Here is a 20,011-nt window from a genome sequence, read left to right on the forward strand (position 1 = left end):
AATAGTTAAATACCTGGTTCTATGCATTGCTGCCATACCAGCAACAATGTCTGTTCTATTTCTACTGGCGCAGTGGCAATACAAGCACGAGCGATGGGAGAAACTGGAGCATGCAGCAGCCATCCGAATTGAAATACCTATACATGAACTGCATTGGGTAAAAGCTAAGAAGGAGATTCGTATAAACGGGCAGTACTTTGATGTTTTTTCTTATCGATACACAAATGCACAAACAGTCGTACTAACAGGCATCTACGACGATACAGAACATGCATTGGAAAAACAATTTCACCAGCAAACCAACCAAGAGTCACAAAAAAGAAGCGGGCAGGTTACACAATTTTTACAACAGCTTTTTTTCATTGATCAACAAACGATATGGAGAACGAATCTTTCCTGCAGCTTAATATCCACAGAAAATAATACAATTCATTCTATTTTACCGAGTATATTTCTTGCAGTTTCAACGCCGCCTCCGGATAAGATGATCTGATTCTATAAGCATTGATTTTTTGATCATCTAATACAAGAAACTATGAATCGACTATGGTTCTATGGTTTCCTGTTCAGCTTTGGCATATCAGCTGCACGTGCGCAAAAAGATACCATGCCTCAGCAGGAACTGGAAGCTGTAACCGTTTATTATAATCGTTGGGAAAGACAAGTCAATGAAGTACCCAACAGAATTGCTAAGATTAACCTGAAACAATTAAGGCTGCAAAATCCACAGACCATGGCGGATGCATTGGCAGCATCGGGTGAAGTATTCATTCAAAAAAGTCAGATGGGCGGTGGAAGCCCTATGATTCGCGGCTTTGCTACCAACAGAGTATTGATGGTAGTAGATGGTGTTCGTATGAATAATGCCATCTACAGAAGTGGCAATATTCAGAATGTGATTTCTTTTGATCCACTCGCCTTGGAAGATGCTGAAGTAATCTTCGGACCAGGTTCGCTCATGTATGGTAGTGATGCGATTGGTGGTGTCATGGATTTTCATACACTTAGTCCAAACTTGGCCAATAAAGGCACGCTGGTTCGAGGAAATGCTTTTGCACGTTACGCTTCTGCCAATGGCGAAAGAACCATTCATACAGATGCGAATCTTGGTGGAGAAAACCTCTCTTGGCTGATAAGCTTTACCAATAGTCGTTTTGGTGATTTACGCATGGGTCGCTTTGGTGGACCAGATAGTTACTTACGCAGACAATACATAGAGCGTATCAATGGTGTTGATCAGGTCATTAACAATGGAGACCCTTTAATCCAAAAGCAGAGTGGTTATCAACAACAAAACTTCATGACAAAGTTTCGCTGGAAACCCGGCACCAATTGGGATATTGAATACGGGTTCCATTATTCTGGTACAGGCAATGTGCCACGCTATGATCGTTTGATAGAATACGCAGGCAATAATCTTCGCTTTGCTGAATGGTACTATGGTCCGCAGCTCTGGAAAATGCATAACCTGCAAATCAGACACAAACAAGCAAAGGGCTGGTACAACGAAGCCAGGCTCATCATTGCGCGTCAGGATTATGAGGAAAGTCGCAACGACCGCAGAAGGGGCAGTAACAATTTGCGTAATCAAACAGAAAATGTTGGGGCTTGGTCGGCAAACCTCGATTTTACTAAAGCGTTTTCTGAAAAAGCTGAACTCTACTATGGTGCCGAATGGGTAGATAACCAAGTGGGCTCTTACGCACGATCCACCAATATTGTAAACGGTGCTAGTGTGCCTACAGCCACACGTTATCCCAATGGTTCCAGTTGGCGTTCACTTGCTGCTTATATCAGCTATCATGCTGAGCTGAGTTCCAAACTCAATTTTACAGGCGGACTTCGGTATAACCACAATAACCTGCTGGCAAATTTTGATACCAGCTTTTTCAAATTCCCTTTTACCAGCACAAGTTTGAAGAAAGGTAATCTTACCGGCAATCTCGGTATTGTGTATAAAGCATCCAACAGATGGCAGTTCAGTGCGCTTGCATCAAGTGGTTTCCGTATGCCCAATATTGATGATATCGGTAAAGTATTTGAATCAGCACCCGGCTTTGTGGTGGTTCCTAACCCTACATTGCAATCAGAATATGCGTGGAATCTGGAACTGGGTACCAAATATGCGATTGATCAACAATTCAACGCATTCGCGAATGTGTTTTATACTTTACTCGACAATGCACTTTCGCGCAGGCCATTTCAATTTAATGGACAAGACTCCATTGTATTTGATGGTGTCAAGAGCAAAGTAGAAGCCATCCAGAACGTAGCACAGGCAAGGGTTTGGGGGCTACAACTAGGTTGGGAATGGTGGTTGAGTAAAACAGTTCGCTGGCAGACAAGACTCAACTGGATTAAAGGGAATGAAACTGATGATACAAAAGATGTACAGGTTCCATTACGCCATGCACCACCATTCTATGGCAGCACGGCTTTACAGTACCAGCATAGTAAATGGCTGATTGAACTGAATGCACAATACAATAGTGAAATCAGCAATGCAAATCTTGCACCAAGCGAGCAGGCCAAACCGGCCATCTATGCTGTAGATGCCAATGGCAAACCTTACTGCCCTGCCTGGTACACCTTAAACTTGAAAGCAGGTTATCAGGTAAGTGAAAAAATCACTGCCAATATTGGTTGGGAAAACATTACCGATCAGCGTTACCGCCCTTACTCAAGCGGTATTGTTGCACCCGGCAGCAATGTGATCCTAAGTTTGCGCGTGCAGTTTTAAGCAACAATCAATACTATCATAAAAGACAGGCTGAATGCGGCCTGTCTTTTGTTTCTTTGCACTATGCGTATTCATGAAGCAACATACCTGGTATCCAGTCCTAGTTTCGACAAATGTCCCAAAGCCGAGCTACCGGAATATGCATTTATCGGCAGAAGTAATGTAGGCAAGTCTTCATTGATCAATATGCTGTGTAACCAGCAGCATCTTGCTAAGACATCAGCCAATCCTGGTAAGACGCAGCTCATCAACCATTTTGTGGTAACCGGTGCCAATGCCAAAAACGTAAAGACCAAATGGTACTTGGTGGATTTACCGGGTTATGGTTATGCGAAGATTGCACAGAGCACGCGCAGAAGATGGGAGCAGATGATTGAGAACTATCTGCGCAAGCGCGAAAACCTGGTGAATGTTTTTGTACTGATTGATGTGCGCCACAAGCCACAAAAAATTGATCTGGCGTTCATCAATCAATTAGGCGATTGGCAGATTCCCTTTACCCTCATCTTTACCAAAGCAGATAAAGAGAAACCCGGTGCAGTGAAAAATAATGTGCAAGCATTTTTAGATGCTATGCGCGAGACCTGGCAATTCTTACCCAGACATTTTGTAAGCAGTGCTGTTGAAAAAATGGGCAGAGAAGAAATCCTCTCTTTTATTGAAACCTGTAATCAGGAAATTTTAGGGGAGACAAAGCCTTGAGCCGTATCAACCAGCTGTTAGCAAATTAATCGGCTTAGCAAATCAGTTCACTACCTTATCCGCGCAGCAACTGCTGGCAAAAGCTTCCGGCTTGGCTTTGAAAGCAAAGCCCATACCCAGAATATAGCCCATGGCTTCCTTGAGCGCATCATTGCTTTTGAAATGCGGATTGGTGTTGATGTCTGCATGCACTTCCATATCCACTTTGTGCGCAATAAAAAGGTCGCATAGTTCATATGCAACCTCAATACTTTTCGCCACTTCAACCAGCATCCTTTCTTTGATGTGGTATTGTTGCCGTGTTTTGTCGTTGTGGATGTACATGAATCCGCCGTTGTGTTCGCGCAGAAAAACAATCACTGTGGCAAATTCTGTTTCCGCGCCTTTTACCTGGCTGTCGGTACCGATGCAGACTTTCAGCTTAACGCCTTTTTCTGTTTCTCTTTTGATGGCTTCTTCCACTGCTTGCTTAATGGGCAATTGAATGGTTTCGCCATTGAATTTTCTCCAACGCATACATGATTGGGTTTACTGAATGTACACCCGAAACCATATATACCCCATTATCTTATTATTAACAGGGGTGGAAAAACCTAGCGATAGAGATCGAGTAAACCCTCGGGTAATTGCACGTGTACTTCTTTGCGCTTTTGATCAATCTTGAGCAGACTTTCTTCGTGCAGGGGAATCAGGGCCTCGTTGCCATTCAAATCAACCTCCAATAAAATCTGGTGTGGCTGTTCGTTTACGCCGGTGATGGGACCGATATTCTCACCATCGGCAATCACACTGAACCCAATCAGGGCCAGGGGCGATTGCGCGGCAGCCAGCTTGCGGAAATCGGCTTCCAGCAGCCATACTTTTTTCTGCACCAGGGTATGTGCAGCTTCTCTGGAATGAAGGCCTTCCAACTTTACTACAATCTCATCCACGGTGCGGCCCTTACTCTGTTCTACAAAATAAGGCAGGTAAGAACCTTTGAGGTTTTCAACGAAAATGGCTTCCACATTTTTCAAAGGGGTTTTCTTACCCAATACATGTTGCAGGATGAGTTCACCTTGCACACCAAATGTGGCTACTAGTTTACCGATATGGATGTATTCGTTCATGTGTTTACCCAAATTTTGCTTTGCAAAATTTGCCTCCGGCTGACGCAAAATGTCTGTACATTTTGGTCAGGGTTAACCCCGATAAAGCCATTTGGCTTTCGTCGGCCCTGCGGGCAGGTTTTGCAGCTTTACAGCAAAACCTGGGTTAAAAGAAAAATCCCATCCCGGTTGATCGGGACGGGATTTACAGGGAATTTGTATGCATTAAGCTTCAGCTTCGCCTTCTGCAGGTGCAGCTTCAGCAGGTGCTTCAACTTTCTTCACAACAGGCGTTGCCTTGCGAGCAGTTCTTGCCTTTCTGTGGTCATCTGTTCTGCGCTTGATATTGGCTTCATGCTCTTCGTGCCACTTCTGGAATTTCACCATAGCAGTTGCTTCGTCGAACAGACCCAATTTTACACCGCGCAACAGGTGCTTGAGGAACAATACTCCCTTGAAAGAGAGAATACGGCGAACTGTATCCGTGGGTTGCGCACCCTTGTGCAGCCAATCGAGGGCCTTCTGGCGATCGAGTTGAATGGTTGCAGGAACAGTCAGCGGGTTGTAAGTACCAATCTTTTGGATGAACTTACCATCTCTTGGTGCACGTGCGTCTGCTACTACGATAAAGTAGAAGGGGCGCTTTTTACTGCCGTGCCTTTGCAGTCTCATTTTTACGGCCATTGTAAATAGAAATTTTAACGGCGTTAGGAAATAGGGTTTTAAAAATATGGACGGCAAATGTAAACCGATACCCCCAATTTTCCAAAGCCGGCCGGGACGAAAGGTTTAAAACCCTGATTTTCAGCAGAAAATTAACATTCGAAGCCAAGTTTGCCCAAATAAGCAATTATTGGACTACCCTTTTATGATTTTTTTTCTTGTTGCTGGTCAAATTCTTCCTTTTGAAAACAGCCGGCTCTGGCATCATATATTCTGTTATGCTTAGGGTTGTTTTATTGACTCCATTAATCTCATAGCAGGTAATTTCTCTTGTTTCAAGGTCTTTTAACTCTAAGAAACTAATCAGCTGATTCTTCATATTCACCTTTGTAAGCTTGCCGCAATAGGAGTCAGCAGGGGTGATTTTATACAAATACTTCGCTTGAATTTGCTTGGCATAGTATTCTTTACAGATAGAATCGTTTTCAAACACCAGCGTTAAATCATTGTCAGCGGATATCCATGTTCCGATGATCAACTTTTTTTCAAGTTGAGTTGTCTGACCAAATCCTTTAATACAAAATGAGGTTAAATAAACGAGACAAAGAATTACAATACTGTTTTTCATTCAACGGATTTTACGCTAAAATAATGCCTTTCTCTTCCAAACAAATCCGGCCAAGTCTGGGATATTCTGAAAACCATAGTGTCTACTCAAAATAGAAATAAGCTGCTGGGAATTAAAAGGGCTTTATCTTTTTTTTAGGGTTGTATGACTTGGAATATAAAACACTCCCTTGGGTTTAGTTATGATCTCCCACTCAATAGTTGAATCATTCATCTTAGTGATTTTGGCACTTCCCTTCTTTTGGGAAAACTGACTTGTAAAAGTTACAGTAACTGTGGATGAATTTCCGACAATACCAGTTATAGAAATGTCTGTATCATCTAAAACACAGTCGGTTTTATTACCCCCATTTTGCACTGAACAATGCGATCCACGCAAGGCATTTTTGTTTTGCGTAAGATCCAGATCGAATGATGCATTTGCTGATTCAGTATGCCATTTACCGGTAAAGTTGGGCACTGTGTTGCCCGATTTAAAAGCCAATAGAAAAGCAACAAGACAGAAATAAGCTACTGATTTCAGTTTCACATTGAAAGATTTTAGAACCGTAGCATCTTCTTATAATCAAAAATGCTACGGAAAAAAATCATTAATTAATGATAGGTTCTTTTAAATAAGAAACAATAATACAATCAACCATAACCCCCTTGCTTCTTAAACTAGTACGCAGTCTATCTGCATCAAAGTAAGATTTAACAGGGTTACCAAAATCACTTTCCCCTGTAAACAAAATAAGCATGGGGATGATCACTACCTGTCCGGCATGATATTCAAACCATGCTTTATCCAGCTTGTAAAAAGCCTGCTTGATATCCTTGAAATTACACCACAATGGATTATTCCAACTCTCTACTTTTACAAGCTTAGCAGCACTATCAATATGTAGTTCAAAGAAAAGTAAAGTACTCTCGTTAGGCCTAATTGAGTCTTCGGGACAGGTCCAGCGTACATGCTTGAAAAAGAGCTTAAGATGCTTGCTATCAATATCATCTTGCTTTTGTGAAAAAGCGATTGTTGATACCAATATCAATAGTACGCTTGTGTAAAATCTTTTATCAATACGCACTTAAGATGAGTTTAAATTTTTATCAGGCTCCTCACATGAACATGCTGATCAGCGATGGCTTATCAAGCTTCGACGACAAATCTATCGCTTCCCCATCAATCCACCCATACCGGGCATACCGCGCATGGGCATATTGTTCATCATCTTCATCATCTGCTTCATCTGCTCAAACTGCTTCATAAACGCATTCACTTCCTGCAGATCCTTACCACTGCCTTTGGCAATACGCACACGACGCTGTGGTGTAATGATATCGGGATTGGCACGCTCTTCAGGTGTCATGGATTTGATCATGGCTTCAATGCCTTTGAATGCATCATCACTGATGTCTACATCCTTAATGGCTTTGCCCACACCGGGTATCATACCCATCAAATCTTTCAGGTTACCCATTTTCTTGATCTGTTGCAACTGATCCAGAAAATCCTGAAAATCGAACTGGTTCTTGCGAATTTTTTTCTCCAGCTTCTTGGCCTGCTCTTCATCAAACTGCGCCTGCGCTTTCTCCACGAGTGAAGCAATATCACCCATACCCAAAATACGCTGAGCCATACGATCCGGATGGAAAACATCCAGTGTATCCATCTTCTCGCCACTGCTCACAAACTTAATCGGTTTGTTTACCGTGTACTGAATCGAGAGTGCCGCACCACCACGGGTATCACCATCTAATTTGGTTAAAACAACGCCGTTGAAATCGAGTCGGTCATTGAAAGCTTTCGCTGTGTTCACCGCATCCTGACCCGTCATGGAATCCACCACAAACAAAATCTCGGTAGGGTTAACTGCTGCTTTGATATTGGCCACTTCCGTCATCATCACTTCATCTACTGCCAAACGACCGGCTGTATCGATGATGACTACATTTTTATTTTTTGCTTTGGCTTCTTTGATCGCATTCTGCGCGATCGCTACTGCATCTTTGTTCTCGCGCTCTGCGTAAATATCTACGCCTATTTGTCCGGCCAAAACCGTTAACTGATCAATGGCCGCAGGACGATAAATGTCCGCTGCTACTACCAAGGGCGACTTACCCTTTTGTGTTTTCAAGTAATTGGCCAGCTTGCCTGTGAAAGTCGTTTTACCACTACCCTGCAAACCTGCAATCAAAATCACCGCAGGATTACCGCTGATGCTAAAATCAGCCGCAGTACCACCCATGAGTTCCGTTAACTCATCCTGCACAATCTTCACCATCAACTGGCCGGGACTCACAGAAGTAAGCACTTTCTCACCCAGTGCTTTGTCTTTCACTTTATCGGTGAATTCCTTGGCGATTTTATAGTTTACGTCGGCATCCACCAATGCGCGGCGGATATCTTTAATGGTATTGGCAATATTGAGGTCAGAAATTCGGGCTTCTCCCTTCAGGTGCTTAAACGCCGATTCGAGCCTTTCAGACAGATTTTGAAACATAGTTATTGCAGTTTTCCGCGAAAAAAAAGTGAACCTGAGGTTCACTTAAGCGAGGCAAATATAGTTGATGGAGTTCGATCAAAAGAAAACCCGAAGGGGATAAAGACCAGCTGGGGTAGCTTCCACAGGATATTATTGGACCTTCGGGGATGTAGCAGTGGTTTTTCCAGGATATGCTGCCACTCTTTTCATTGGATATTGGACAATGAAACTACAACAGAATCTGCAGGGGTATGCCGAGTTTATTGTGCTTTAATGGAAATTTAAGGTCGTTTACAGTGCATACCCTGCAAAAAGCTGCAATTAGCTTGATCAAAGCCAATCAGTATTCAATCCAGCGCAGATAGCGAATGGTCATATCTACATAAAACTTAATTCACTGATTATCAGTGGATGATTCCTTTAAATTCTAACACTTACAACCAGTAGTCATTACCCGCCCAAAAAACATTTGGCGGCTATGGATTAATTCATATAATTGCAGCCCCTGCAATGCAGGAAAATCAAATTTTCGAATGAGTAAGAGGCAGTTATTTACACTAGAGTTTCCGGTACGTTGTTCACCAGCTATCTTATACGAATTCCTGAGCACACCAGCTGGGCTGCAGGAATGGTTTGCAGATAAGGTTGATGAGTGGGAAGGCGTGTATAGTTTTTCATGGAACGGCGGCAAGCCCGATAAGGCTGAATTGCTGGATCTTGAGCAGGATAAGTTTGTTCGCTTCCGTTGGTTACATACCGATAAGCATGAATATTTTGAATTCCGTATTGAGAAGACGGAAATCTCTAATCAGACCATCCTGATCGTAAAGGATTTTGCAGAAAAGAATGAAATCAAGGATCAGAGCCAATTGTGGGAATACCAAATTAAGGAACTCTTCCACCGCTTAGGTAGTTAAGACCTGATTGAAGTATTGATACTGATTCATCAAAAATGATTCGATACGATCCCACTCGCTGAGTGGGATTTTTGTTGCAATACGAAAATAACTCCGTTCCTGCCATACACTTGCAGGAACCTGCTGAATTGGCTGAAAGTCTGCATGCCCTAGATCATTATTCCATTCGTCTTGTCCTGCATCAAAAAGCATTGCTTCGCCCCAAGGATTGGCAGCCAATCTTACCCGATGTTTATCCAAATAGTCACCTTTCAGATGCAAGACCAGGCTAACGTAGTTCCCCCACCAGAAAAAACAGCGGATGGCCAGCACATGCTGATTGCTAAACAATCTTGGATAGTCCAGCATCACCCAAGGCAATTCCTGGTATTGCTCTCCTTTGGAAATCTTTGGGCCTATGGCCTGCACATCCGGCAAATCTTTTAATAGGCCTACTGAGAGCGTGTCCTGAGCAGCGGCACTAACCTGACCAAACAGCTCCATGACTTTTTGAATGATCCGGTTCTTTGTTAAAATCAGTTCCGCATTGGTGACCATTTCCAGTTCGGTATGGGAAAGCATTACATTTGCCATGCATCAAATATCCGCACAAGCAGGCAGGTGGTCAAAAAACTGGACATACTCATTATTCGCGCATTCCTCGGCCCCTTTGTGGCCACATTTATTATCTCGCTGTTTGTGCTCATCATGCAGTTCTTCTGGCTCTATATTGATGACCTGGTGGGCAAGGGTCTGGATATGGTAACACTGGCTAAACTGACTGGCCTTGTTGCCATCGGATGGATTCCACTGGCATTGCCGCTAGCACTGCTGCTCTCATCCATCATGACTTTTGGCAATCTGGGTGAAACATTTGAAATCGTTGCCATCAAATCTGCTGGTATTTCGCTGGCGCGATTCATGCGCCCACTTTTGTTGGTTACCATCTTATTGAGCGGATTGGCTTTTCTGTTTTCGAATAATATCATTCCCGTTGCGCAGTTAAAACTGGCTTCACTCAAATATGACATCATCGTTTCCAAGCCTGCTTTCGAAATCAAAGAAGGCGTTTTCTTCGATAAGATTGAAGGCTTTGTGATTAAAATTGGCAAGAAAGAGAAAAACGATAGTATCATCCACAATGTGGTGATTTATGAACGCAACTATCAGCTGCAGGATAATATGATTGTAGCCAATGATGGCGTGATGCGTGTAACACCAGATAAAAAATTCTTAGAGTTTACTTTGAAGAATGGCTGGCGCTACGAAGAAAGAGGTCCACGCATCAGCACGAATACGGAGTATATCCGTATGGGCTTTAAAGAGTATAAAAAAGTACTCGACCTGCGGAGCTTTAAGATGAGTAAGACTGAAGACAGTGCTTTCCGGTATGATCCAAAAATGCTGAGTATACGACAGCTGAATCATTCTATCGATTCTTTGGTAAAAGGCGATTCTGTTTACAAGAAAAGAGCATTAGCAGACATCATGCCTTATCTGGTTTTCATTCGCTACAGAGACTCCATCTGGACTTCAGCAGATTCATTAAAATCATTCAAAGCCATCGGTAAACAAGGTTTTGCAGGATCTATACCAGACTCCATCAAAGTGCGCGTTATAGAAAGGGCACACAGTCAATTGGTAAGTGCACAAAATGCTGCGAAAAACCTGGCTACCGATTATAAATTCAAATCAGCCGGTGTGCGCTTGCATGAAATTGAATGGCATAGAAAATTCACTTTATCTGCAGCTTGTATTGTCCTGTTCTTGATTGGCGCACCATTGGGAGCCATCATTCGTAAAGGTGGATTAGGTACTCCACTAGTTTTTGCCATTATCTTCTTCGTGCTCTTTCACCTAATGAATACAGTTGGAGAGAAAATTGTGAAAGAATCTGTAACCACTGCTTTTGCAGGCATGTGGTTATCTACTGCTGTATTGATACCAATTGGTTTCTTCCTGACGTACAAGGCTATGCGCGACTCACAGCTCTTCAACAAAGAGTTTTACTATCGCTCCTACGTTCAGTTGAAAAAGATATTTACTAACTTGAATAAGACAGGCAAACAAAAGCCTGATGATTATGGCCAACCCGCTTAGCAGAAGAGCATTCATCAGTAACACCGGTAAAGCTGCAGCAGCTATTGGTTTAAGCGCAACTGTATTGCCCGCCTTTGCAACAACACCTCCTGCATTTGGATATGCACAAGCACCCCTGCCTTATGGCTATAATGCGTTAGAGCCGGTGATTGATGCCATGACCATGGAAATTCACTATACCAAACATGCAGCTACCTATACCAAAAATTTAGTTGATGCCTGTGCTGCAGAGAAAGTGAATACCAATGCTGTTTCGCTGGAACAACTGCTGGGCAGCATATCGAAATATTCTGCCAAAATGCGTAACAACGGTGGTGGTCATTATAACCACGAATTATTCTGGCAATGCATGCAGCCGGGTGCCAATGGCAAACCTTCTGGCAAACTAGCTGCAGCCATCGATAGTAGTTTTGGTTCTTTCGAAGCGTTCAAAACACAATTCAGTGATGCAGCCAAAAACCGTTTTGGTAGTGGCTGGGCATGGCTGGTACTCAACAACGATAAGAAACTCATCATTGGTTCTACACCCAATCAGGATAACCCCTTAATGGATGTGAGTGAAATCAAAGGCTTGCCCTTGCTGGGATTGGATGTATGGGAACATGCTTATTACCTCAAATACCAAAATAAGCGTGCAGATTATGTCACCAACTGGTGGAATGTGGTGAACTGGAACTATGTACAGCAGCGTTTTGAGGCAGCTATATAATTTCCGGAATCGATAATCTTTACCGCTTTCACGGCAAAGTGGTTTACTACCTTTGCACAAATTCTTTCTATGCATACAACTGTAAAATGGGTGGAAGCCCTGGCTTTTGATGCTGTTGCAGACAGCGGCCATATTGCCCGATTAGATACAACAGTAGAAGGTGGAGGACTTAATAGTGGCATGAGCCCCAAACGCATGCTGTTAGCATCCGTATGTGGCTGTACTGGTATTGATGTAGTTGAGATGCTGCAGAAAATGCGGGTGATTTTCAGCAAGCTGGAAATCCATGCTGAGGCAGAACAAACAGAAGAAATACCAAAGGTTTTTACACATATCAATCTTACTTATCGCATCAATGCTGCACCGGAAGATTTGGATAAAGTAAAACGTGCTGTAGATCTTTCACAGGAGAAGTATTGTGGTGTCAGCATCATGATTAAAAAGCATTGCCCGGTTAACTATACCATTGAACTAATCTAAATGAAAGGCAAACTACTCTACGTGTATGATGCACTCTGTGGCTGGTGCTATGGTTTTGGTCCGGTCATGCATCAAATAGCGGATACTTATAAAGATCAGTTCACCGTAGAAGTGATCAGTGGTGGCATGGTGGTGGGCGCCAGAGAAGGCATAATGGATGAACAGATGGCCAACTATATTCTGCAAGCCATTCCGCGCTTAGAGGAGTATACAGGAGTTACCATTGGCAAAGCATACAAAGCAAAACTGCGCAGCGGTGGATTGTATCAATCGTCTGTAAAACCATCCATTGCCCTCAGTTTATTCAAAGCACATTATCCAGAACAGTCATTAGCATTTGCTTCTGCCATTCAGCGGGCCCAATTTGCAGCAGCCAAAGACTTACAGGATGATGCAACGTATGCTGAAATCTTGCAAGCTTATCCCTCGCTGGATGCGGCAGATTTTCTGCAACAAATGTCCACAGATGAGCAACGTTATGCGGCAGAACAAGATTTTCAATATGCAGCAGCCATGGGCATCACAGGCTACCCTGCACTGGTTGCCTTGGTTGATGAAAAATACTATCTCCTAAGCAAGGGCTATCAACCTTTTGATTCGTTGAACCAAACCATGCAACAATTTCTGCAGTCATTGGCCTAGGGATAACAAAGCCGTACATTTACAGAAACAAGACCCTTGGAAACTGCCAAACAAAATTTTCGTGTACAGCTTTGGATATCAATCCTGAGTGTAGTACTGCTGGCAGGCAAACTCATCGCTTATTTCTTCACGCATTCTTTATCTATTCTTACCGATGCGTTAGAAAGCATCGTAAATGTATTAGCCGGTGTAATTGGTTTATATAGTTTGTATATCGCTGCAAAGCCGCGCGATAAAGAACATCCTTATGGGCATGGCAAAGCGGAATTCATTTCTGCAGCTGTTGAAGGTACATTGATTGTGTTGGCCGGTGTACTCATCATGTACGAAACCGTACGCAGCGTATTGGATGATGCGCAAGTACACAAACTCGATACCGGCTTAATATTGGTAGGCATCACTGCATTATTGAATTATATCGCAGGAACTGTATGTATCCGTATTGGGAAGAAAAATCAATCGCTTGCTTTACAAGCCAGTGGTAAACATTTGCAAACAGATACCTACTCTACCCTTGCCATTATTCTTGGCTTGTTGCTAATGTTGTTTACAGGTTTAGCATGGATTGATAAAGCACTTGCTGCTGTGATGAGCATCTATATTATGTACAATGGTTATCAGATTGTACGTGCTTCACTAGCCGGCATTATGGATGAAGCGGATATGGCTTTGTTACAAAGATTTGTGGATGTACTAAATGCCAATCGACAGGAAAACTGGATCGACCTCCATAATCTGCGCGTCATCAAATATGGTATTACCCTGCATATAGATTGTCATTTAACCGTGCCCTGGTACCTCAATATCCATGAAGCACATCAGGAAATTGATCAGCTGGGGGCCATTATTCGCCAGGAATTTGGGGATGCCATCGAATTATTCGTACATACAGACGGCTGCCTTCCGTTCAGTTGCCGTATTTGCAGTAAAACCCAGTGTGAGAAGCGATTGCATCCCAAAGAGGAAACGCTTAGCTGGAACCTTAACAACCTGCTGTCCAATGCCAAACACCAGAGCAGCAGAGAATCAGCAGCCAAAGCATAAATATGCTGCTGTAAGGCAATAACTGACTAATTTCGTAGCCCATTTTAAAATACCGATTATGGAAGCTTGGAAGCAATATCAGGAAGCCAATAAAGACCGTTTTCTAGAAGAACTGCTGGACCTGTTGAGAATACCCAGTGTGAGTGCAAGAAGTGAGCATAAAGCAGATATGATTCGTTGTGCGGAAGCGGTGGAAGCTCACCTGAAAAAAGCAGGTGCAGATACCACAAAAATTTATGCTACACCAGGCCATCCAATTGTCTATGGCGAGAAAAATGTAGATCCTTCCAAACCAACAGTGTTGGTCTATGGCCACTACGATGTACAGCCACCTGATCCATTGGAGCTCTGGCATAGCGGTCCGTTTGAGCCGGTAATCAAAGACGGAAAAATCTATGCACGAGGTGCATGTGATGATAAAGGCCAATTCTTCATGCATGTGAAAGCATTGGAGGTAATGAACAATAGCGGCAGCTTCCCATGTAATATCAAATTCCTGATTGAAGGCGAGGAAGAAGTGGGCAGTCCTAACCTGGCCACATTCGTACAAGAGAATAAAGATTTATTGAAAGCCGATGTAATCCTAATCAGTGATACTTCTATGCTGAGTATGGATACACCTTCTATTGATGTGGGTGTACGCGGACTAAGTTATATTGAAGTAGAAGTAACCGGACCAAACCGTGATTTACACAGCGGCGTTTACGGTGGTGCTGTTGCCAACCCCATCACCATGCTGGCTAAAATGATTGCTTCTTGTCATGATGAAAACAACCATATCACCATACCCGGTTTCTATGATGATGTGGTAGAAGCTACGCCAGAAGAAAGAGCCAAAATGGCCAAAGCACCTTTCAATGAAGCTGCTTATAAACAAGACCTTGGCGTTACAGAACTCTGGGGTGAAAAAGGATATGCTACTAATGAAAGAACAGGTATCCGTCCAACACTGGAGTTGAATGGTATCTGGGGCGGTTATACCGGTGAAGGTGCAAAGACCGTTCTGCCTTCCAAAGCCTATGCAAAGATTTCTGCACGCTTGGTGCCTAATCAGTCTTCTGCGAAAATTACTGAGAAGCTCCTGAATTATTTTCAAAGCATCGCACCTGCTGGTGTAACTGTAAAAGCATCAGAGCATCATGGTGGTGAACCCTATATGACGCCGATTGATTCAAAAGAATATCAGGCAGCTGCCAAAGCCATTCAGACCACTTTTGGTAAGGAGCCTATTCCTGTGCGTGGTGGCGGTAGTATTCCCATCTGTGCTTTGTTTGAAAAAGAACTGGGCCTGAAGATTGTATTCATGGGCTTTGGTTTGGATAGCGATAACCTGCATAGTCCGAATGAGAAATACGATCTGTTCAATTTCTACAAGGGCATTGAAACCATTCCTTATTTCCATCAGTACTATGCGAACAAGTAATCATGGCTGAGGCGAAAGAGAAACTGAGACTGGATAAATACTTATGGTCGATACGCCTGTTTAAAACCCGCTCACAGGCGGCCGAAGCCTGTGAAAAAGGAAAAGTAAAGTTTCAGGGTGCTGCAGCCAAAGCTGCCAAAACAGTGCATGTTGGTGATGAATATGAAGTGAAGACTGAAGCCAAACGCTGGGTGATTAAAGTAACAGGCTTATTGGATCATCGTGTACAATACAGCGAAGCAATACAGCATTACTTAGACCTTACACCCGCTGAAGAGATTGAACGGATGAAAGTGGTTGCAGCTTCTTTTCATACCGGTAAACGTTTGAGTAAGATTGGCCGACCAACCAAGCGTGAGCGAAGAGACTTAGATGACTTCATGGAAAACTAATTCGATATGAAACAAGCATTCTTGTTACTTGCATTCTTTAGCCTATTATCAATAGCGAGAGCACAAGAGCCAGTTGATACGGCGAATATCTATTATGGTAAACCCACAGAATTTGCTGAGTTCAAGGGTAAGTTGAATGGCTGGCTTAGATTTCTTGAAAACAATTTAGACAGAGACGTTCTCGACCGAAACAGTGCGCCGGCAGGATCTTACACCGTAATAGTAGATTTTGTACTTTCTGAAAAGGGTGAAGTCTTGTTTGTGAAATCTGATACAGATCCAGGTTATGGCGCTAAAGAAGCTGCCATGCAGGTAATTTGGAAATCCAGCAAAAACTGGATTCCTGCAAAACTAAATGGCACCCCTGTGCGCATTTGGAGCAGACAAACCATCACTTTGCATCAGCATGATTAATTGAATACAATGACCATCGACATCATCAGTGTATTACCCGAACTATTAGAAAGTCCACTTTCGCACAGCATCATGAAACGTGCGCAGGATAAGGGCCTGCTGGAAGTGAGGGTGCATCATTTGCGTAAATGGGCAGTGAATGCCTATGGACAGATTGATGATTACCAATACGGAGGCGGCGCAGGTATGGTGATGATGTGCGAACCTTTGGCCAAAGCTATAGACGAGTTGCAAGAACAGTATGGCAAGTACGATGCCATCATCTATATGACACCTGATGGTGAACGGTTTGAACAAAAGATAGCCAATCGCTTATCCCTAAAAGAGAAACTGCTCATCATCTGCGGCCATTATAAGGGCATTGATGAGCGTATTCGCCAGCAGTATGTCACCATGGAAATTTCCATTGGTGATTATGTACTCAGCGGCGGAGAGTTGGCAGCAGCGGTGGTGGTAGATGCCATAGGGCGTTTATTGCCGGGCGTGCTGAATGATGAAACCTCTGCCCTATTTGATTCTTTTCAGGATCAATTACTGGCCCCACCAGTATATACAAGGCCCGTAGATTTCCGGGGCATGCTGGTACCGGATGTTTTGCTGAGTGGTGATCCCAAAAAAGTGGCTGATTGGCGACACGAACATGCACTCGAAAGAACCAAAACAAGGAGACCCGACTTGCTGAATGGAGAGTGACGAAATAAAGCTATCTTTAGCGCCTGTGCAGCTTTCAAGCTGTTGTTAATGTCATAACCCGCCGTGTACAACCAACGTTGTTTCTTAATAACCCTGCTGCTGCTATTTTCGCAGGCCTTTGCCCAGCAAAGAGATGGTATCACGTTTCAGAAAGATTACCAATTACCTATACGTAAAGCGCAGACTACCATCAAGATTGATGGAGAATTTGCCGAACAGGATTGGCAGCTTGCCAAAACCACCAGCCCATTCTGGATGAAATTTCCAACAGATGAAGGCAAGCCCAAACGTAAAACAGAAGTGAAAGCATTGTACGATGAACGCTTTATCTACTTTTCTGTAACCGCTTACGATTCAGGCAAAGCATTCATCACCAGCCTAAAAAGAGATGTAGGTCATGATGGCAATGATGGATTTGGGATTGTACTTGATCCAGTGAATCAAAGAACCAATGGTTATTTCTTTGTGGTGAATGCATTCAATGCACAATCTGAATCACTCATCAATACAAGCAGTGATTTAGACCCCAGCTGGGATAATAAATGGTATTCAGCCACCAAGCAATATGCAGATAAGTGGACTGCTGAAATAGCTATCCCATTTAAATCGCTGCGCTACAGTGCAGATAAAACTACGTGGGGCATCAATTTTGTGCGGATTGATACGAAGAGCAATGAATATTCAGTCTGGACGCATGTGCCGGTGAATTTTCGCTCTTATGATATTGGTTATACCGGTGCACTGGTCTGGGATCAACTTCCGCCACAATCCAAAAGCAATGTGGTATTTATCCCATACTCCACAGGCGGCATTAACAGCGATAAAGAAAACAACCAACCTGGCAAAGGCGAGTTCAATGCGGGCTTTGATGCCAAAGTAGCACTGAACTCATCATTGAATCTGGATATTACAGTTAATCCAGACTTTTCACAAATTGAGGTTGACAGACAGGTAACCAATCTTACTCGCTTCAATATCTTTTTTCCAGAGCGCAGAAACTTCTTTTTAGAAAACGCTGATCTCTATTCTGAATATGGTATCCCATTAATCAGACCTTTCTATTCAAGAAGAATTGGCTTGGATAAGTTTGCCAACAGGATTCCTATCCTTGGTGGTGTTCGTTTAACAGGCAATCTGGATAAACGAACCAGAATTGGTGTGATGAACATGCAGACTGGCAGAAAGGATGATTATGCTCCTGAAAACTATTCTGCTGTATCCGTAAAGCACCAAGTGTTTAAACGCTCCAGCTTTAATACTTACTTCCTCAATCGTCAGGCATTCATGACTGCTGATGAACTGAAGCAGCAGCCCTTGGATGAATATGGTAGAAACCTGGGAGGCGAATTCAACTATTCAGATATTCAAGGCAAGTGGAATGCATGGTCGGCTTACCACAAAAGCTATAAGCCGGGTATAAAGGGTGAAGACATGTTTACGGATTTTGGAGGCTTATACAATGGCAGAAATCTCAATGTGTTGATCGATTATGCAACTGTGGGCACGAACTACTACGCCGACATGGGTTTTATCCAGAGAATTGAAAACTATGATGCCGATAAAGACTCCATTATCAGGCTTGGCTTCAAACAATTCTACTCAGAAGCAGGCTATCGCATCTTTCCGAAGAAAAGTATTTTCAACCAGCACTATATTGTGCTCAGTCATTTGCTCATCAACAACCCTAATAATAGTTTCAACGAAAGAAATATCAACCTGCGCTACAACATGCAGTTCAGGAATACGTCGAACCTGTTTATGCGTGGAGGTTTGAATGAGGTGGATTTACTTTTCCCAACAAGTTTTACAGGAGCCACCCCAATACCCAAAGGCTATTATCGCTACAAAGACTTCTTTGTAGAATATGAATCTGATTTCAGAAAAACATTCAGTTACCGAATTGGTGCAGGTGGTGGTGAATTCTACAATGGTACCAGTAAGCAAGTGAGTGCCATGATTAATTACCGTAATCAGCCGCACCTGAATATTGCCTTACAAGCAGATTATTATGATTTGCGATTCCCGGGTATTTATGGCAAAACAGAACTGCTACTGATTGCTCCCCGTGTAGAAATTAATTTCAATACCAGCATGTTCTGGACTACTTTTCTACAATACAATACCCAGAACAATAATTTCAATATCAACAGCCGTTTTCAGTGGCGTTACAAGCCTATGAGCGACTTGTTCCTGGTTTACACAGACAATTACCTCACCACTCCTGTGCTCAAAAACAGAAACCGGGCCATTGTTTTCAAGCTGAATTACTGGCTGAATTTATAGATGAACAACAGATTTCCGTAAATTCAGTTCAAATAACTTGCCATGCGTATCTGCTTATCAGGATTAGGTATCCTACTTTTTTCCTTTGTTGGAACAGCACAACAAACCAGTATCAGCTTTGATGTTTTGATGAAAGGCAAAGACATCGGAGACGTGATAGCAACTGAACAAAAGACCAATACTAGGTCGATAAAAGACATCAAAACCAATTGTGACAATAAAGTCCTTATGGTTTCAGTGCACGTAGAGTCTGAATTAACCACCACCCATGAAAACGGTAGCCTTATCAAAGGAACAGCCTATCGCCATGCCAACCGTGGCTCCTCCGATGTGCATGCAGAAACAATCCGTACAGCTCCAAAGCAATACAGCATTGAAAGAAATGGAACAAAAACAAGTATTGCTAATCAAGAAATACAATTCTGTGTTGCGGATCTATACTTCAAAGAACCCAAAGGCCTGAGTAGTATTTTTTCGAATATGTGGGGCGCTAATGTAACGGTTGCCGCTCTTGGTGGAGGAAAGTATAAAATAACCAACCCAGATGGAAAATCCAGTACATATACTTACCAGAATGGTAGCTTAATACAAATGGAAGTAGACACACCAATTGGTACGGTTATTACGAAAAGAAAATAAAAAATCCCCGC

Annotated in this window: 23 protein-coding genes; 15 read left to right on the forward strand and 8 right to left on the reverse strand. The window is 42.9% G+C overall.

Annotated features, from left to right (window positions below; genetic code table 11):
* Positions 1-46: 46 nt before the first annotated feature.
* The 3 genes from J0L83_07500 to J0L83_07510 all read left to right on the forward strand — a co-directional run bounded on the left by J0L83_07500 (position 47) and on the right by J0L83_07510 (position 3,442).
* Positions 47-493 (forward strand): hypothetical protein, encoded by a 447-nt coding sequence (locus tag J0L83_07500; protein MBN8664398.1) that lies wholly within the window; start codon positions 47-49, stop codon positions 491-493.
* Positions 494-535: 42 nt separating this feature from the next.
* Positions 536-2,740 carry a TonB-dependent receptor gene (locus J0L83_07505; GenBank protein ID MBN8664399.1) on the forward strand — a complete coding sequence of 735 codons (2,205 nt, stop codon included), beginning with the start codon at positions 536-538 and terminating at the stop codon, positions 2,738-2,740.
* Between the two features lie 63 nt (positions 2,741-2,803).
* A complete protein-coding gene (locus J0L83_07510) occupies positions 2,804-3,442 on the forward strand; it encodes a YihA family ribosome biogenesis GTP-binding protein (protein ID MBN8664400.1) in 639 nt (212 codons plus the stop codon).
* Between the two features lie 42 nt (positions 3,443-3,484).
* On the opposite strand, the gene J0L83_07515 is transcribed toward J0L83_07510, so the two are convergent.
* From J0L83_07515 to ffh, 7 genes are all read right to left on the reverse strand, one after another.
* Positions 3,485-3,958 (reverse strand): ribonuclease H-like YkuK family protein, encoded by a 474-nt coding sequence (locus J0L83_07515; protein ID MBN8664401.1) that lies wholly within the window; start codon positions 3,956-3,958, stop codon positions 3,485-3,487.
* Positions 3,959-4,035: 77 nt separating this feature from the next.
* Positions 4,036-4,551 carry a 16S rRNA processing protein RimM gene (gene rimM / locus J0L83_07520; protein ID MBN8664402.1) on the reverse strand — a complete coding sequence of 172 codons (516 nt, stop codon included), beginning with the start codon at positions 4,549-4,551 and terminating at the stop codon, positions 4,036-4,038.
* A 204-nt stretch (positions 4,552-4,755) separates the two neighbouring features.
* Positions 4,756-5,214, reverse strand: coding sequence for a 30S ribosomal protein S16 (gene rpsP, locus J0L83_07525; GenBank protein ID MBN8664403.1), 459 nt, complete (start codon positions 5,212-5,214; stop codon positions 4,756-4,758).
* A 166-nt stretch (positions 5,215-5,380) separates the two neighbouring features.
* A complete protein-coding gene (locus J0L83_07530; GenBank protein ID MBN8664404.1) occupies positions 5,381-5,821 on the reverse strand; it encodes a hypothetical protein in 441 nt (146 codons plus the stop codon).
* 123 nt (positions 5,822-5,944) lie between these two features.
* Positions 5,945-6,349: a hypothetical protein gene (locus J0L83_07535; GenBank protein ID MBN8664405.1), complete on the reverse strand. Its 405-nt coding sequence runs from the start codon at positions 6,347-6,349 to the stop codon at positions 5,945-5,947.
* A gap of 61 nt (positions 6,350-6,410) precedes the next feature.
* Positions 6,411-6,887, reverse strand: a complete 477-nt coding sequence (locus tag J0L83_07540) for a hypothetical protein (GenBank protein ID MBN8664406.1) — start codon at positions 6,885-6,887, stop codon at positions 6,411-6,413.
* 81 nt (positions 6,888-6,968) lie between these two features.
* Complete coding sequence (gene ffh / locus J0L83_07545; GenBank protein MBN8664407.1) at positions 6,969-8,303, reverse strand: signal recognition particle protein; 1,335 nt, start codon at positions 8,301-8,303, stop codon at positions 6,969-6,971.
* A gap of 515 nt (positions 8,304-8,818) precedes the next feature.
* Between ffh and J0L83_07550 the strand changes: the two genes are divergently transcribed.
* Positions 8,819-9,202, forward strand: coding sequence for an ATPase (locus J0L83_07550; GenBank protein MBN8664408.1), 384 nt, complete (start codon positions 8,819-8,821; stop codon positions 9,200-9,202).
* Here J0L83_07550 and J0L83_07555 read toward each other — a convergent pair.
* Positions 9,191-9,775 carry a hypothetical protein gene (locus tag J0L83_07555; GenBank protein MBN8664409.1) on the reverse strand — a complete coding sequence of 195 codons (585 nt, stop codon included), beginning with the start codon at positions 9,773-9,775 and terminating at the stop codon, positions 9,191-9,193. The two genes, J0L83_07550 and J0L83_07555, sit on opposite strands and share 12 nt — an antisense overlap.
* 27 nt (positions 9,776-9,802) lie before the next feature.
* Between J0L83_07555 and J0L83_07560 the strand changes: the two genes are divergently transcribed.
* The 11 genes from J0L83_07560 (at position 9,803) to J0L83_07610 (ending at position 20,000) form a co-directional block, all read left to right on the forward strand.
* Positions 9,803-11,281 (forward strand): LptF/LptG family permease, encoded by a 1,479-nt coding sequence (locus J0L83_07560; protein MBN8664410.1) that lies wholly within the window; start codon positions 9,803-9,805, stop codon positions 11,279-11,281.
* Positions 11,265-11,990, forward strand: a complete 726-nt coding sequence (locus J0L83_07565; protein ID MBN8664411.1) for a superoxide dismutase — start codon at positions 11,265-11,267, stop codon at positions 11,988-11,990. Before J0L83_07560 ends, J0L83_07565 begins: the two co-directional genes overlap by 17 nt.
* Before the next feature lie 69 nt (positions 11,991-12,059).
* A complete protein-coding gene (locus J0L83_07570) occupies positions 12,060-12,470 on the forward strand; it encodes an OsmC family protein (GenBank protein ID MBN8664412.1) in 411 nt (136 codons plus the stop codon).
* On the forward strand, positions 12,471-13,112 hold the full coding sequence (locus tag J0L83_07575) for a DsbA family protein (protein ID MBN8664413.1): 642 nt from the start codon (positions 12,471-12,473) through the stop codon (positions 13,110-13,112).
* Between the two features lie 36 nt (positions 13,113-13,148).
* On the forward strand, positions 13,149-14,156 hold the full coding sequence (locus J0L83_07580; GenBank protein ID MBN8664414.1) for a cation transporter: 1,008 nt from the start codon (positions 13,149-13,151) through the stop codon (positions 14,154-14,156).
* 58 nt (positions 14,157-14,214) lie between these two features.
* Complete coding sequence (locus J0L83_07585) at positions 14,215-15,579, forward strand: dipeptidase (GenBank protein MBN8664415.1); 1,365 nt, start codon at positions 14,215-14,217, stop codon at positions 15,577-15,579.
* Positions 15,580-15,581: 2 nt separating this feature from the next.
* Positions 15,582-15,971 (forward strand): RNA-binding S4 domain-containing protein, encoded by a 390-nt coding sequence (locus J0L83_07590; GenBank protein ID MBN8664416.1) that lies wholly within the window; start codon positions 15,582-15,584, stop codon positions 15,969-15,971.
* Positions 15,972-15,977: 6 nt separating this feature from the next.
* Entirely contained in the window at positions 15,978-16,385 is a 408-nt protein-coding gene (locus J0L83_07595) for a hypothetical protein (protein MBN8664417.1), read from the forward strand.
* 9 nt (positions 16,386-16,394) lie between these two features.
* Positions 16,395-17,078 carry a tRNA (guanosine(37)-N1)-methyltransferase TrmD gene (trmD, locus tag J0L83_07600; GenBank protein MBN8664418.1) on the forward strand — a complete coding sequence of 228 codons (684 nt, stop codon included), beginning with the start codon at positions 16,395-16,397 and terminating at the stop codon, positions 17,076-17,078.
* Positions 17,079-17,141: 63 nt separating this feature from the next.
* The gene (locus tag J0L83_07605; GenBank protein MBN8664419.1) at positions 17,142-19,361 is read left to right on the forward strand and encodes a carbohydrate binding family 9 domain-containing protein; all 2,220 of its coding nucleotides are present in this window, start codon (positions 17,142-17,144) and stop codon (positions 19,359-19,361) included.
* 42 nt (positions 19,362-19,403) lie between these two features.
* Complete coding sequence (locus J0L83_07610; protein ID MBN8664420.1) at positions 19,404-20,000, forward strand: hypothetical protein; 597 nt, start codon at positions 19,404-19,406, stop codon at positions 19,998-20,000.
* The last annotated feature ends 11 nt before the right edge of the window (positions 20,001-20,011 follow it).

The organism is Chitinophagales bacterium (assembly GCA_017303835.1).
Lineage (GTDB): Bacteria > Bacteroidota > Bacteroidia > Chitinophagales > Chitinophagaceae > JAFLBI01.